General features: G+C 70.7%; 13 protein-coding genes. 9 read left to right on the top strand and 4 right to left on the bottom strand.

Features of this window, described 5'->3' with window-relative positions; translation table 11 throughout:
• Positions 1–200: 200 nt before the first annotated feature.
• Positions 201–1,520: a deoxyguanosinetriphosphate triphosphohydrolase family protein gene (locus ACGF3A_RS19140; protein WP_393731250.1), complete on the bottom strand. Its 1,320-nt coding sequence runs from the start codon at positions 1,518–1,520 to the stop codon at positions 201–203.
• Between the two features lie 123 nt (positions 1,521–1,643).
• Here ACGF3A_RS19140 and ACGF3A_RS19135 point away from each other — a divergent pair, with 123 nt between their 5' ends.
• From ACGF3A_RS19135 to ACGF3A_RS19095, 9 genes are read left to right on the top strand one after another with little or no spacing between them, the layout of a single operon-like run.
• Positions 1,644–1,961, top strand: a complete 318-nt coding sequence (locus ACGF3A_RS19135; RefSeq protein ID WP_393731248.1) for a hypothetical protein — start codon at positions 1,644–1,646, stop codon at positions 1,959–1,961.
• Complete coding sequence (locus ACGF3A_RS19130) at positions 1,958–3,142, top strand: acyl-CoA dehydrogenase family protein (protein ID WP_393731246.1); 1,185 nt, start codon at positions 1,958–1,960, stop codon at positions 3,140–3,142. Before ACGF3A_RS19135 ends, ACGF3A_RS19130 begins: the two co-directional genes overlap by 4 nt.
• 3 nt (positions 3,143–3,145) lie before the next feature.
• Positions 3,146–4,339: an acyl-CoA dehydrogenase family protein gene (locus tag ACGF3A_RS19125; RefSeq protein ID WP_393731244.1), complete on the top strand. Its 1,194-nt coding sequence runs from the start codon at positions 3,146–3,148 to the stop codon at positions 4,337–4,339.
• Complete coding sequence (gene ubiG / locus ACGF3A_RS19120) at positions 4,339–5,133, top strand: bifunctional 2-polyprenyl-6-hydroxyphenol methylase/3-demethylubiquinol 3-O-methyltransferase UbiG (protein ID WP_393731242.1); 795 nt, start codon at positions 4,339–4,341, stop codon at positions 5,131–5,133. The genes ACGF3A_RS19125 and ubiG overlap by 1 nt, the downstream gene beginning before the upstream one ends.
• Positions 5,134–5,143: 10 nt before the next feature.
• Entirely contained in the window at positions 5,144–5,611 is a 468-nt protein-coding gene (locus ACGF3A_RS19115; RefSeq protein ID WP_393731240.1) for an SRPBCC family protein, read from the top strand.
• Positions 5,608–6,678 (top strand): type III polyketide synthase, encoded by a 1,071-nt coding sequence (locus ACGF3A_RS19110; RefSeq protein WP_393731238.1) that lies wholly within the window; start codon positions 5,608–5,610, stop codon positions 6,676–6,678. The genes ACGF3A_RS19115 and ACGF3A_RS19110 overlap by 4 nt, the downstream gene beginning before the upstream one ends.
• 28 nt (positions 6,679–6,706) lie before the next feature.
• Positions 6,707–7,603 carry a methyltransferase domain-containing protein gene (locus tag ACGF3A_RS19105; RefSeq protein WP_393731236.1) on the top strand — a complete coding sequence of 299 codons (897 nt, stop codon included), beginning with the start codon at positions 6,707–6,709 and terminating at the stop codon, positions 7,601–7,603.
• Positions 7,600–9,120: an aminotransferase class III-fold pyridoxal phosphate-dependent enzyme gene (locus tag ACGF3A_RS19100; protein WP_393731234.1), complete on the top strand. Its 1,521-nt coding sequence runs from the start codon at positions 7,600–7,602 to the stop codon at positions 9,118–9,120. The genes ACGF3A_RS19105 and ACGF3A_RS19100 overlap by 4 nt, the downstream gene beginning before the upstream one ends.
• Complete coding sequence (locus ACGF3A_RS19095; RefSeq protein ID WP_393731232.1) at positions 9,117–9,725, top strand: NADPH-dependent FMN reductase; 609 nt, start codon at positions 9,117–9,119, stop codon at positions 9,723–9,725. The genes ACGF3A_RS19100 and ACGF3A_RS19095 overlap by 4 nt, the downstream gene beginning before the upstream one ends.
• 15 nt (positions 9,726–9,740) lie before the next feature.
• Here the strand turns inward: ACGF3A_RS19095 and ACGF3A_RS19090 are convergent, their stop codons facing one another.
• The 3 genes from ACGF3A_RS19090 to ACGF3A_RS19080 are packed head-to-tail and all read right to left on the bottom strand — an operon-like array spanning position 9,741 to position 12,940.
• On the bottom strand, positions 9,741–10,289 hold the full coding sequence (locus ACGF3A_RS19090; RefSeq protein WP_393731230.1) for a hypothetical protein: 549 nt from the start codon (positions 10,287–10,289) through the stop codon (positions 9,741–9,743).
• The gene (locus tag ACGF3A_RS19085) at positions 10,286–12,469 is read right to left on the bottom strand and encodes a hypothetical protein (RefSeq protein WP_393731229.1); all 2,184 of its coding nucleotides are present in this window, start codon (positions 12,467–12,469) and stop codon (positions 10,286–10,288) included. The genes ACGF3A_RS19090 and ACGF3A_RS19085 overlap by 4 nt, the downstream gene beginning before the upstream one ends.
• A 9-nt stretch (positions 12,470–12,478) precedes the next feature.
• Positions 12,479–12,940 (bottom strand): hypothetical protein, encoded by a 462-nt coding sequence (locus ACGF3A_RS19080; protein WP_393731227.1) that lies wholly within the window; start codon positions 12,938–12,940, stop codon positions 12,479–12,481.
• Positions 12,941–12,967 lie beyond the last annotated feature (27 nt).

The following is a 12,967-nucleotide window of genomic DNA, read 5'->3' as shown; positions in this document are numbered from 1 at the left end:
GCGAAGCACAGCCCGGGGCTCCCCGAACCCGGCTCTTGTACGCGGGGCACCCGGCGTGGGGGGCTGCGCTTGCCAACCCTGCGCCTTGCGCAGACTTCCCAAGCACAGCGGAGGGAGAAGCGCAGACCTGCCAAGCACAGTGGAGGGAGAAGCGCAGACCTGCCAAGCACAGGGGGGTGGAGGGAGAAACAGGGGCAGGGTCAGACGTTGTCGCTTACTGAGCCTAGGCTCGTGCCGGAGAGTTTGCGGTGGAGGGCAACGGCCTGACCCTCTGTCAGCGAGGCCACATGGTCCGCGGCGGCACGGAGAGGGTCGGCATGGAGCGCCAGCTCTTCCGCGCGCTCGTGCGGAAGGAGCTGCGGGGACTCATGCGTCCAGCGGAGAAGTTCGCTGACGATGCGCCGTTTCCCGTGCTGCTGCGTGGCGAGCGCGGGGCGGTCGATGACGTAGCACCACACCAGCTCCTTCAGCAGCTCGCACGCCGCACGGTGCCCGTCCGGGACGACCAGGCGGGCGCCGTAACGGATGGGGGCCCGCCCCGTGACCTCCAGGCCGATGCCGCGCGTGAAGTACGCGATGAGGTCGGCGGTGCGCCGGTTGACCGCGACAGCGTCCTCGTGGGCGCCGCCGTACGGCGCGTGGACCGCGAGCCGCTTGCCGATGTCGGCCAGCAGGGCCAGGGCCCCCGCACGGTCGAAGTCCGATCCCTCGGCGCGCCGCTTGGCCTCGACGTAGTCGACGAAGCGCCGCGTCTCCCGTTCCGTCTCGGCGCCGCCGTCGCCGTCGGCGGGGAAGAGCGCGGCCAGCGGGATGAGGCCCGTGCGGTAGAAGTCCTCCACGTCGTGGCAGGCGTAGGTGACGTCGTCGGCCCAGTCCATGATCTGTTCCTCGACGGGCACGGCGAAGTCCTCGCGCCCCTCGCGGATCCAGGCGAAGGCCTCCCGGTCGGCGACGTACACCCCCCACTTGCGGTGCCGCGCCGGGCCCTGGTCGCGCGGGGCCCGTTCCCAGGGGTATTTCACGGAGGCGTCCAGGCAGGCCCGGGTCAGGTGCAGCCCCCGGTGCCCGGGGTACTTGTGCGCGGCGAGGAAGGTGAGGACGCGCAGCGTCTGCGCGTTGCCCTCGAAGCTGTCCAGCACGCCGCCGGAGAAGCGGAGTTCGTCCATGGTCGCGCGCAGCGCGGTCTCCCCGGCGTGGCCGAAGGGCGGGTGCCCGATGTCGTGCGCCATGCAGGCCGCCTCGACGAGCGCCGGGTTCGGGCCCCCGTAGCGCCGCTCCAGCCGCTCCGCCATGCGCCGCCCGAGCTGTGCGACCTTCATCGAGTGGGTGAGCCGGGTGTGGTAAGCGCCGAGCTCGGCGCTGGCCACCACCTGGCTCTTTCCGGCCAGTGCCCGCCACTGGGTGGAGTACAGGATCCGGTCGACGTCGTGCTCGAAGGCCGAACGCTGTCCGTCGTCGGCCGCCCGCAGCCGCCGCGCGTGCTGTTCCAGGTCCTCGTCGCTGTATTCCGCAGGTCTCATGCACGGATGCTACGCGCGTAGCGGCACGGCCGCACGGGTGGCGGCCCCAGGCCTCGCACAACCGGCGCTACAGGCCCGGCGCCCAGCATCGGTGCGTCGGAAAACCAGCCCTAGGGAGTGGACGTGGACGTGCGGGACGAACGGGCGGAAGCCCTGCGGACTCTGCTCATCGACCTGGTCACGGTCGTGCGGCCGGAGGCGGCGGCGATGACGGTCACCGACGAGTGCACGCTCACCGGCGACATCGCCCTGGACTCCGTCCAGCTCGCGGAGTTCTTCGACCGGATCCGGGCGGAGATCGGCGATGTGGACTTCACGTTCTGGATGAGCGGCGCGACCCAGGCCGACGGCGACACGCTCGGCAGCCTGATCCAGTACCTGGTGACCGTGGCTCCCGACGAGCAGTCGGTCGCCGAGTCCGTACGCGAGGGGGTCCGATGACCACCGCCACCACTGCCGACACGCGGTACGTCGATCTGGCGCGGCAGCTCGCCGAGACCTTCGCCGAGCGGGCCGCGGCCCACGACCGCGACGGCTCCTTCCCGCACGAGAACATCACCGACCTCGTCGAGTCCGGCTACACGGCCATGACCGTGCCCGCCGCGTACGGGGGCGGCGGCGCGAGCCTCGAAGAGCTGTGCCGCGCGCAGGAGATCCTCGCGGGCGCCTGCTCCAACACCGCGTTCGCGGTCAACATGCATGTGCACGGCATCGCCATGATCGCCGGCATCAGCAGCGACAGCGCCGGATGGGCGTACGAGGCGATCGTGCGGGACGGCGCCGTCATCGCGGGCGGCTTCAGCGAGCCCGGCGTCGGCGGCAACTGGTGGCATCCGACCACCAAGGCGCGGCCCGTCGAGGGCGGCTACGTGCTCAACGGGCGCAAGGGCTTCTTCACCGGGTTCCCCGCCGCCGACCTGCTCTTCCTCTCCGCTGCGCTGACCGACGACCGGGGGCTGCCGCAGCCCGCCGGGTTCCTGGTGCCCAAGCCGGAGTCCGGCGTGACCGTGACCGCGCCGTGGGACGCGGCGGGCATGCGGGCCACCGGCAGCCACTCCCTCTCCGTCGACGAGCTGTTCGTCGAGGAGCACCGGATGGTGGGCGAGCCGGGCACGCTGCCGCTGATGTTCATGCGCGGCGTGCACTGGGCCTGGTGCAGCTTCGCCTCCGTCTTCCTGGGGATCGCGCGCGGCGCGCTGGACCGCGTCGTGGCCACGCAGCGCGAACGGACGCTGCACGTGCTGGACCGTACGGTCGCGCACCTGCCCGGCGTGCAGTTCCGGGTGGCCGAGATGAAGACGAAGCTGGAGGCCGCCTCGGCGCACCTCTACTCGGCCGTACGCGCCGACCACGAGCGCGCGACGGCGGCCGACCCGCTCGGCCACTACATCGAGATGAGCGTCATGAAGAACGGCGTGTGCCGCCTCGCGCACGAGGTGGTCACGCTCGCGATGCAGGTGCAGGGCGGTTCGGCGCTGCTGTCGGACAGCCCGCTGCAGCGCGCGTACCGGGACGTCGTCGCGGGCCTGCTGGTGCCGCCGAACTCCGACGTCACCGCCGAGTGGGCGGGCAAACACGCGCTGGGCGTGCCGGTGTTCGCCGAACCCCGTTGGGAGGGCTGAGAGATGACAGACAGTCGCGCTCAGGAGTGGGAACGGCTGGAGGCCACGGCGCGCGAGCTGGCCGAGCGCTTCGAGAAGCGGGCCGCCGAGCGGTACGACGCGGGGGAGTTCGCCGCCGAGAACATCCGCGACCTCGTCGACTCCGGCATCGCCGCCGTCAACGTGCCGCGCGACATGGGCGGCTTCGAGGCCACGCTGGAGGAGAACACCAGGCTGCTGCGGATCATCGCGGGCGGCTGCGGCTCCACCGCCTTCACCCTCGCCATCCACGCCGTGCTGACCGGCTCGATGCGCGGCGACCTGTCGGCCGCCGTACGGGAGCGGATGTTCACGGCCGTACGGGACGAGGGCGCGTTCGTCGTCGGCCCGTTCACCGACGAGGGCTCGGGCGGCAACTGGGTGCGGCCCTCGACCACCGCGCGCCGCGTACCCGACGGCTTCGTGCTGGACGGCACCAAGCACTTCGCGACCGGCTTCGACGCCGCCACGCACCTGGTCGTCACGGCCGGGCTGGACGACGACCATCTGGAGCCGCCCTTCAACCTCGCCGCGTTCTTCATCGAGAAGCCGACGGGCGAGGGCTGCGGCGTCGAGGTCGTCGCGCCCTGGAGCGGCTTCGCGCTGCCGCTGACCGGCTCGCACTCGCTGCGGCTGAGCGGGCTGAGCGTGCCCGCGGAGGACTCCGTCTTCCCCGACGGGCTCACGCCGCTGTTCGTGATGGCCCGCCAGCAGTGGGGCCACTACTGCTTCGCCGCGGTCTTCCTGGGCCTGGCCGAGCGCGCGTACGAGCTCGCGATCGAGCGGACGCGCGGGCGCTCGACCACCGCCGTGAGCGACCTCGCGCGGCTGCCCGGCATCCAGTTCGCCGTGGCCCGCATGCGCTCCTCGCTCGCGACCATGGAGGCGCTGCTGACCGAGTACGCGCGCCACCACCTGGACCCGGGCGAGGACCTGCCCGCCTTCGTCGCGGACACCTGCGTGCCGAAGTACTTCATCACCAACGAGGCCGAGCACGTCGTCGCGACCGCCTTCGAGGTCATCGGCGGCTCCGGCATCCGCGAGGGCTCCCGGATCGGGCAGATCTGGCGGGACGTGAAGGCCGGTCCGCTGCTGCCGTTCACCAACGACATGGCGCGCGAGTTCATCGGCAAGGCCACGCTCGGCATCAGCCCCGTCGAGACGCCGAGGTGGGTGTGATGAGCACCTCGCGGACGGACGCGCGTACCGGGGCGCGGATCGACAACGAGTACTACGACGAGGTCGGCGACGACTGGTGGAACCCCGAGGGCCAGCTGCGGGCGCTGCACGAGATGAACCCGGCCCGCACCGGCTACTTCCACCGGGTGCTGCGCGACCGTTTCCCCGGCGTGCCCGCCTCCCGCATCCGGATCGTGGACCTGGGCTGCGGCGGCGGCCTGGTCGCGGAGAACATGGCCTCGCGGGGCTACTCCGTGACCGGCGTCGACCTGTCGGCCGACACCGTGGCCACCGCGCGGCGGCACGCCGCCGCCACCGGCGTCGAGGTCACCTACCGCGTCGGCTCCGCCTACGGCACCGAGCTGCCCGACGGCTGCGCCGAGGCCGTCGTCGCCTCCGACGTGCTGGAGCACTTCCACGACCTGCCCGCGGCGCTCGCCGAGATCGACCGGCTGCTGGTGCCCGGCGGCGTGCTCGTCTTCGACACCATCAACCGCACCGTGCGCAGCTATCTGCTGCTCATCCTCGTCGCCGAGAAGCTCACCCGGATCATCCGCCCCGGCACCCACAACTGGCGGATGTTCATCAAGCCCGCCGAGCTGGCCACGCTGCTCGCGGGACACCGGCTGCGGCTCGCCGAGACCTTCGGCCTGGCCCCCGCGGCCTCCTGGCCGCACCTGCTGCGCGGCCTGCTCTCCCGGCGCGGGCTCGGCGCCTTCACCCTGACCGGCGACACCTCGGCCAGCTACATCGGCCACGCCGTCAAGGCCAAGCAGCACAGCAGCACCGACTGAGAAGGACGTCATGGTTGCCCTACGCTCCGCAAGCACTCGCGCCATCGAGATCGAGGCCGAGCCGGACGCCGTACACAAGCTGCTGGCCGACGTCGTCGGCTGCGGGCGGCTGATGCCCGGCGTGGAGAGCCTCACCGCCGAATCCGACGGCACCTACCACTACGTGCTGACGACCATCTCCAACGGCGCCGTCAGCCACACCCCCGACTACCGCTCCCGCTTCGACACCTCCGACCCGGCGCACATCACCTGGGGCCCGGCGGACGAGGGCGGCACCGACAACTTCCGCTCCTGGGGCACCTTCCGCACCGAGCCCGGCACCTCCCCCGGCACCACCCGGCTGGAGATCGAGACCCGGTCCGAGGCCGACGTCGACATCGCGCCCGTGGTGCTGCCGCTGGTCGAGCCGTTCGCCAAGCAGCAGAGCGAGGAGATCACGGAGGGCTTCCTCCAGGCGATCAAGGAGCGCGTCGAATGAGCGACCGGCAGAACGGCGACCGCAAGGGCCTCGCCCGGATCCACGCGCTGCGCACCGCGGCGCCCAAGAACGTCGTCCCGCAGGATGACGCCTACGAGAAGTACTACTCCAAGCACTTCGCCGAGGTCCCCAAGCTCAAAGAGGTCTTCGCGAACTGCGGGGTCCGTCAGCGCCACATGGCCTGGGACCCCCGCAACCTCTACGACGAGGGCTTCCCGCCCATCAAGCCCCGCATGATGGCCTGGCAGGAGCACGTCCTCGGCATGGGCCGCGAGGCCGTCGCCGGAGTGCTGGACGGCGTCGAACGGGAACGCGTCGGCTCCTTCGTCCTCGCGAGCTGCACCGGCTACGCGGGCCCCACGCCCGAGATGCTGCTCGCCAAGGAGTTCGGGCTGCGGCAGGACCTGCGGCGCACCTTCATCGGCCACATGGGCTGCTACGCGGCGTTCAACGCGCTCAAGTCGGGCCTCGACTCCATCACCGCCCGCCCCGGCGACCTCTCCCTCGTCGGTACGGCCGAGGTGTGCTCCGTGCACCTGCGGCCCGAGGTCAGCTCCGAACAGGCCGTCGTCAACGCGCTGTTCGGCGACGCGGGCGCGATGCTGCTGCTCGGCGCCGACGACGGAGGGCCGGGCCCCGTCGTCCTGGCCACGCACACCGAGACGCACCCCGAGACCTCGCACGCCATGAGCTGGCACATCGAGGACTCGGCGTTCCGGATGACGCTCTCGCCCTACGTGCCGTTCTACCTGGCCGAGACCATCGACCCCTTCGTCAAGCGGCTGCTGTCCCCCTTCGGGATCGGGGCGGAGGACGTCCAGCACTGGGGGATCCACCCCGGAGGCCCGAAGATCGTCGAGTTCGTCGGGGAGCGGCTGCACCTGACGGAGGAGCAGCTCGCGCCGACCCGCGCCGTGCTGAGCGAGTACGGGAACTGCTCGTCCAGCACCATCCTGCTGATCCTCGACGAGATCCTCCGGACCAGCCGCCCGGCACCCGGCGAATACGGCGTGGTGATGGCCTTCGGCCCCGGGCTGACCATGGAATCGGCGCTGGTGCGCTTCTAACCGACGCTGGACAAGAAGGGTTTCGACGATGACGAGCGCACTGACCCCCAAGTGGTCGACGCCCGATCTGCACGCCGCGATCAAGGATCACTACGACGGGCTGATCGAGCTGTACGAGGACCTGTGGGGCGAGCACATCCACCACGGCTACTGGGCCGAGGGCGAGCCCGACCCCGGACGGCACGCCGCACAGGTCCGGCTCATCGAGGAGCTGCTCGCCTTCGGCGGCCTCTCCGAGATCGCCGGGGGCGCCAGGGTCCTCGACGTCGGCTGCGGCGTCGGCGCCTCCTCCGTGCACCTCGCGGGCAAGCTCGGCTGCACCGTGGACGGCATCACGATCAGCTCCGAGCAGATCGTCCGCGCCGGCGAGAAGGCCGCCGAGGCCGGAGTGACCGACCGCACCACCTTCCGGCTGATGGACGCCATGGCCACGGATTACGAGGACGGCACGTTCGACGTCGTCTGGGCCCTGGAGAGCTGCGAACTGATGCCGGACAAGCGGAAGTTCCTCGCCGAGTGCGCCCGGGTGCTCAAGCCCGGCGGGACGCTGCTGGTCGCGACCTGGTGCGCGCGGGACGACAAGCTCGCCAAGGACGAGGCCCGGCTCCTCGACCGTATCTACCGCGACTTCGTGGTCTCCCACGTGCTGCCCCTCGACCACTACCGCACCCTCGTGGAAGAGCTCGGCCTCACCGGCATCCGCACCGCCGACTGGTCCGAGCAGGTCGCGGACACCTGGAAGATCTCCAGCGAGGCCGTCAAGCCCGTGGTCCGCAACCCCTCCATGGTCTGGAAGCTGATCCGCGCCAAGGGCATGGACATCTTCCGCTTCCTGAACTCCGTCCCGCTGATGAAGCAGGCGTACGAGCGGAACGTCATGCGCTACGGCGTCTTCACCGCCACACGCGCCGGAGACCCCTCATGACCACAACGGTGAAATCCGCAACCTCCGACACCTCCGCGGCCTCCGTCGAGAGCCTGGTAGCCGAGATGCTCGGCCAGCCGTGGCTGATCGAGCTGTTCACCGAGCTGTCCGAGCGGCAGGAGAAGTCCTCCGCGGCGACGGCCCGGCTCCGCGAGGTGGACGCCAGCAACCACGTCTTCTGGCCCTTCCACGCCCCGCAGTTCCCGCTCGTCGCCACCGGCGCGCACGGCAGCAGGCTGACCGACGCCGACGGCAACGAGTACCTCGACTGCCACCTCGGCTTCGGCGCCCAGGCCCTGCACGGGCACAGCCCCGAGCCGGTCGTCGAGTTCGTCCGCGAACAGCTCGCCGCCACCACCGGGAACGGCTACTGCCATCCGGTGGAGACGAAGCTCGTCGAGTTGCTGAGGGAGTTCGTCCCGCACTGCGAGAAGTTCGCGTTCCTCAACTCCGGCACGGACGCCACGGCCGCCGCGATCCGCATCGCGCGGGCGCACACCGGACGGCGCATGGTCGCCAAGTTCGAGGGCGCCCTGCACGGCGTCCACGACCTCGGCATGCACAACACGGCCTTCTGGTACCACGGCCACCCCGCCGCGCCCTTCCCCGGCGGAGCCGAGGACGGCGGCGTGGAGCGCCGCCCGGCCCTCACGGGCATCCCCGTGGCCGACCCCCGTGACCTCTTGGTCCTCCCCAACGACCCGGCCCGCGCCCTCGCGCTCATCGAGCGGCACAAGGACCAGCTCGCCTGCGTCCTGGGCGAGGCCGTCTCCTCGTCGTTCCCGTACGAGGAGCACACCGTGCCGCTGATCCGCTCGGTGGCCGAGTCCTGCCGGGGGCTGCGGATCCCGTTCATCCTCGACGAGGTGCTGACGGGCTTCCGCTACGGCCCCGGCGGCGCGGCCCGGCACTTCGGCATCCCCGCCGACCTGTGCTGCTACGGCAAGGTCATCACCGGCCTCGGCCTGCCGCTCTCCGCGGTCGGCGGACGCGCCGAACTCCTCGACCACATGCAGACCAGCGGCCTCCCGCTGACCGACATCGGCCGCAAGACGTGCGTCCAGACCACGCACGCGGGCAACCACCTGTCGCTGTGCGCCTCGTACGCCAGCCTCAAGCTGCTGCACGAGCAGGGCGAGACGTACTACGAGGAGACGCGGGCGAAGGTCGCCCTGATCCAGCGCAGGCTGTCGGCGTTCCGCGCCGAGACGGCCATCCCCCTGCGCCTCGTCGGCTTCGGCGACTTCATCGGCTCCTTCGCCTTCCTGGAGAAGGAGAGCTACGCCGACTACCGGGAGTTCGCGGCCGCGACCAACCCGATCGCCTTCTTCCTCCTCACCCTCATGCTGCGCAAGCGAGGCTTCTACACGCTGAGCCTGCCCATGCTCTTCACGGGCGGCGCGCACAGCGTGGCCGACCTGGAGGCGGTGTGCGACGCGGTGACGGACTCGGCGCGTGAACTGGACGGCCACGGCTTCCCGTTCGTCCTGCCGACGGCGGGAGGCGACGAGACATGATCCGCATCGCGGCCCTCGGCGGCTCACTGCGGGCCGGTTCGGTCTCGGCCCAGGCACTGCGCGCGTGCGCGGCCCGCGCGCGGGGAGCGGGCGCCCAGGTGACGGTCGTCGCGGGCCGCGACCTGGTGCTCCCGCTCTACGATCCGGACGGCGGCATCCGCACGGCCGAGGAGAGCAGGCTGCTGGCCACGCTGCGCGCCGCCGACGGCGTACTGCTGGCCAGCCCCACGTACCACGGCGGCATGTCCGGGCTGATGAAGAACGTCCTCGACCACGCGGAGGACCTGGCCCACGACACCCCCGCCTACCTCGACGGGCGCGCCGTCGGCTGCATCACCGTCGCCTGGAACGAGGTCGCCGGCGCCTCCGCCCTCGCGGGCATGCGCGCCTCGGTCCAGGCCCTGCGGGCCTGGGCGGCGCCGATGGGCGTGGTGGTGGGGGCCGACGCGACCTTCGACCTCCGCGACGGGGAGGGCTACGGCACGGACCCCCGCACCGCACGCCGCCTCGACATCCTCACGGACCAGGTCCTCGACTTCGCCCGCATGCGAGCGGGCCACACGACATCGGTCCCCGCGCCGCCACCTCTGGAACCGGCGATCTAGCCCCGCCGCCGCGCGCTACCGCCGGGTGCAGCCTTCCTTCTTCTTCTCGCCGGGGAGCCAGGCTTTGACGAAGCGCTCGGTGGCCGCGCGGCGCTCGTCCGCGCTGTCGCCCTTCACGGTGTGGAGGGTGAACTCGAACGTCAGGGCATCCGACCTGTCCTTGGAGCCCGTCCGGCACGCGGTGTTACCCAGGCTCTTGCCGTCGCGTACCTCGGCCCAGCCGGAGAAGGGGGGATTCTTGATGTACCGGGGGTGGTCTTCGGTGGACCTCTTCCGGCCCACGCTGGGCCACTCGTAGAGCGTGATGTAGAGCCCGTCCCCGCCGTCGACGGTCACATTGCACCGCACGAAGTGCCGATCCCTGAACTCGCGCCGCTCCCGCTCCTGCTCCAGCTTCTCGCCGTCTCCCAGCAGCGGGTCGATCACGTCCTCGGAAACCTTGACCCCGCAGATGCTGCGCGGCACCTCGTACTCCCGGCCCGCGCACCCGGAGACGGCCGGGAGGAGCAGGGCCAGGGCGGCGAGGGGGAGTGCCGTCCAGCGGAGCCGTCGTGTGAGTCTCACTTGTCCCCGGATTCCCGCTTGTTGTCGTCCGTGCCGTCGTGCGCCGCTGCGTTGATCTTCGCCATCGCGCCGTGCCCCTTCGAGTAGTCGCCATCGGCCATGGCCCAGTCCCGGTTGGTCTCGTACCAATGGTCCTTGAGGGCGCTCAAGCGATGGTTCTGACTCGTGGCGATGTCCTTGAGCTCGGTGGACTCGTTCTTCTGGATCCGTTCGGTCTCGTCCTCGACGAGCGCCTTGCTGACCGCGAACGCCGCGTGGTCGACGTGGCCACCGCCCCAGGGCAGGAACGAGGCGGCTGTGCCGACCGCCAGATAGCCGCCCATCCCCTTCGCCCCCCAGCCCGCGTCCTTGAGTTCCGCGGCGGTCTTCTCGCCGATGGCGTCACGCCGGGCCTGCTCCAGGAAGCCGACCGTGCGGCCCGACCGGTCGAGGCTGTCACCGGGAACCTGCTCCTCGGTGACCTTCGTGGTCTCGTTGATGTCCTGCATCATGGCCCGGTCCATGGACTGGTTGAGCACCTGGTAGCTGTCCGGGTCGCGGGAGATCTGCTTGGAGACCGCCAGCAGATCGTCCCGGTCCAGCACTCGTTCCTTGTCCAGCCCGCCCATCGTCATGTGGGTGTCCTCGCCATGGTTGCCCAGCAGCCGGGCCATGTCGTCGCGGATGGCCGCGGGCATGTCGTCGCCCTTGTCGGCCAGGCGGGAGAGGGCGCCGTTGAGCACCTCCTTGTGCTCCGGGCGGTGGTCGACGTAGGTGGCGGTCGGGTCGTCCGGGTTCATGCCGCTGCCCGCGGCGAAGAGGGCGTCGCCGAGGGCCTCGCGGGAGAGGAGCTTCTGGTCGGCGGGGGCGCCGTCGGAGTCGAGTTTGTCCTCGTCGTAGTAGGCGCGTTCCTTGAGGAGGTAGTCCGCCTTGTCGGCGTCGTTGAAGACCGCCGTCGACGCGTCGGGGTTGTGGCTGAGGGCCTTGAGGTAGCCCGTCATGGGGTCGTTGCCGCGGGACTTGTCGTTGGAGTGGTCCAGGTCGGTGCCCATGCCCATCAGGCCCCAGGCCTCGGGGCCCTTGCCCTTGCCCCGTTCGTACTTGAGCATCGCGTCGCCGTAGCGGTCCAGGAAGCCCTTGTCGAACTTGCCCTTGCCCATCAGGTTGCTCATGACCTGGAAGCCCATGACCTTGGACATGATGCCGGGGTGGCCGAAGTCCTTGCTGCCGGCCTTGATGATGTCGTCCTCCCACGCCTGCATGCCCGGCGTCTGCTGGCGGGTGGCGTTGGCCAGGGTCATGCTCAGGTTGTCCTGGACGTGGCCCAGCAGCTCGGCGCGGGCGCCCGTGGGGGTGTCGCCCTTGCCGGGGTCGGCGAGCGAGCGCCAGAACTGGAGGGTGCCCTCGCCGCCCATGAGCTGGGTGAAGGTGGTGGTGAAGGCGGGGTTGTCGCGCTGGTTGCGGAGCGCCTCGTTGAACTTCTTGAGCTGCGGCTCGGTGAGCTTCTCGGGGTGGTTGCCGAGGTCGTGGAGCTTCTTCGTCCAGTACGCGGCGTCCTCCTCGCCCTGCCGCGCGTCGGCGGCCTTGAGGCTGTCCGCGTTCAGGCCGCTGAAGTCGTGTTTCCGCTTCGCTATCGCACGCAGCTCGCGGGCCGCGATCCGGTCCGACTCCGCCGCCTCCCACAGCACCCGCTCGATCCGCTTCGCCGCGGCGTCGATCTGCTCCTGCGTCGGCTTGTCGGCCTTGGCCGTGCCGTCCGCCTCCAGGGCCGTGCCCTGCGCGTTGATGTGGATGTGCTGCTTCTTGACGTCGTCGATGACGGTTTCGAGGTCTTCCTTGTGCTTGGTGAACCGCCGGTGCGCGGACTCCAGGATGCCCAGGACGTCCGACGCCTCCGCCGTCATCTCGGACATCTCGACCGCGGTCTTGGACACGAACTCCTTGGTGACGGCGGCGTTCTCGCCGTCCCATTCGGCCTTGCCCGCCGCGGTGCTGAGCCCGGCGGCGGACACGGCGCCCTTCCCCTTGCCGCCGCCGCCACCGCCGCCACCGCCCGCGCCGCCGCCCTCGAAGTCGGCGGGGTCGGCGATGGAGCGGAGTCTGCGGACCATCTCGCGCCAGTCGGTGACCGCCGTGTTCAGCTTGCCCAGCCGCAGGTCGCGCAGCTCGCGCACCGTCAGCATGTCGGCCTTAGCCCCCATCGCCGTACCTCAGTCCTTCTTCATCCACTTGTCGAGCTTCGCGATGGACGACATCTCGCCCTGGACGTGGACCTCGTCCTTGGCGTGCTTGGCCTTGGTGTAGTCCAGGTGGTTGGAGATCCGGCCGCAGGCGTCCTTGAGCGTGGTCGTCTTGGTGCTCCACGCGTCGTGCAGCTCCGTGAGCGCGGAGCCCATGTCCAGGCCGTCGTTGAAGAGCTCGATGGAGGCGTCGAACGTCGCGGGCCGCGCGTGGTCGGAGTCGACGCGGATGCGCTCGCGCAGCTCGTAGGCCATGTTGCCGAGCGCGCCCAGCGAGTCGTTGTTCACCACGAGGTTCGGCCCGCTCTTGGCGGCCGAGGGATATCCCCCGCGCGGGCCGTCGCCGTCAGGCGTGCCGTTCAGTTGCATGTGCGGCGATCCCTGGTCCGCCGCGGAGGACGCCTTCAGCTGTTCCCACTCGTCCCAAGCCATTCGTCGTTCAACCCCCGTACGCACAGC

It is taken from the genome of Streptomyces sp. NPDC048172 (assembly GCF_043202595.1).
Lineage (GTDB): Bacteria > Actinomycetota > Actinomycetes > Streptomycetales > Streptomycetaceae > Streptomyces.
This window is presented reverse-complemented; position numbering and strand designations above follow the sequence as displayed.

Excerpts from the sequence above, each read along its gene's own strand:
- ACGF3A_RS19100 (WP_393731234.1), top strand. The coding sequence starts at position 7,600 with ATGACCACAACGGTGAAATCCGCAACCTCCGACACCTCCGCGGCCTCC.
- ubiG (WP_393731242.1), top strand. The coding sequence starts at position 4,339 with ATGAGCACCTCGCGGACGGACGCGCGTACCGGGGCGCGGATCGACAAC.
- ACGF3A_RS19080 (WP_393731227.1), bottom strand. The coding sequence starts at position 12,940 with ATGGCTTGGGACGAGTGGGAACAGCTGAAGGCGTCCTCCGCGGCGGAC.
- ACGF3A_RS19140 (WP_393731250.1), bottom strand. The coding sequence starts at position 1,520 with ATGAGACCTGCGGAATACAGCGACGAGGACCTGGAACAGCACGCGCGG.
- ACGF3A_RS19095 (WP_393731232.1), top strand. The coding sequence starts at position 9,117 with ATGATCCGCATCGCGGCCCTCGGCGGCTCACTGCGGGCCGGTTCGGTC.
- ACGF3A_RS19130 (WP_393731246.1), top strand. The coding sequence starts at position 1,958 with ATGACCACCGCCACCACTGCCGACACGCGGTACGTCGATCTGGCGCGG.
- ACGF3A_RS19115 (WP_393731240.1), top strand. The coding sequence starts at position 5,144 with ATGGTTGCCCTACGCTCCGCAAGCACTCGCGCCATCGAGATCGAGGCC.
- ACGF3A_RS19105 (WP_393731236.1), top strand. The coding sequence starts at position 6,707 with ATGACGAGCGCACTGACCCCCAAGTGGTCGACGCCCGATCTGCACGCC.
- ACGF3A_RS19110 (WP_393731238.1), top strand. The coding sequence starts at position 5,608 with ATGAGCGACCGGCAGAACGGCGACCGCAAGGGCCTCGCCCGGATCCAC.
- ACGF3A_RS19085 (WP_393731229.1), bottom strand. The coding sequence starts at position 12,469 with ATGGGGGCTAAGGCCGACATGCTGACGGTGCGCGAGCTGCGCGACCTG.
- ACGF3A_RS19125 (WP_393731244.1), top strand. The coding sequence starts at position 3,146 with ATGACAGACAGTCGCGCTCAGGAGTGGGAACGGCTGGAGGCCACGGCG.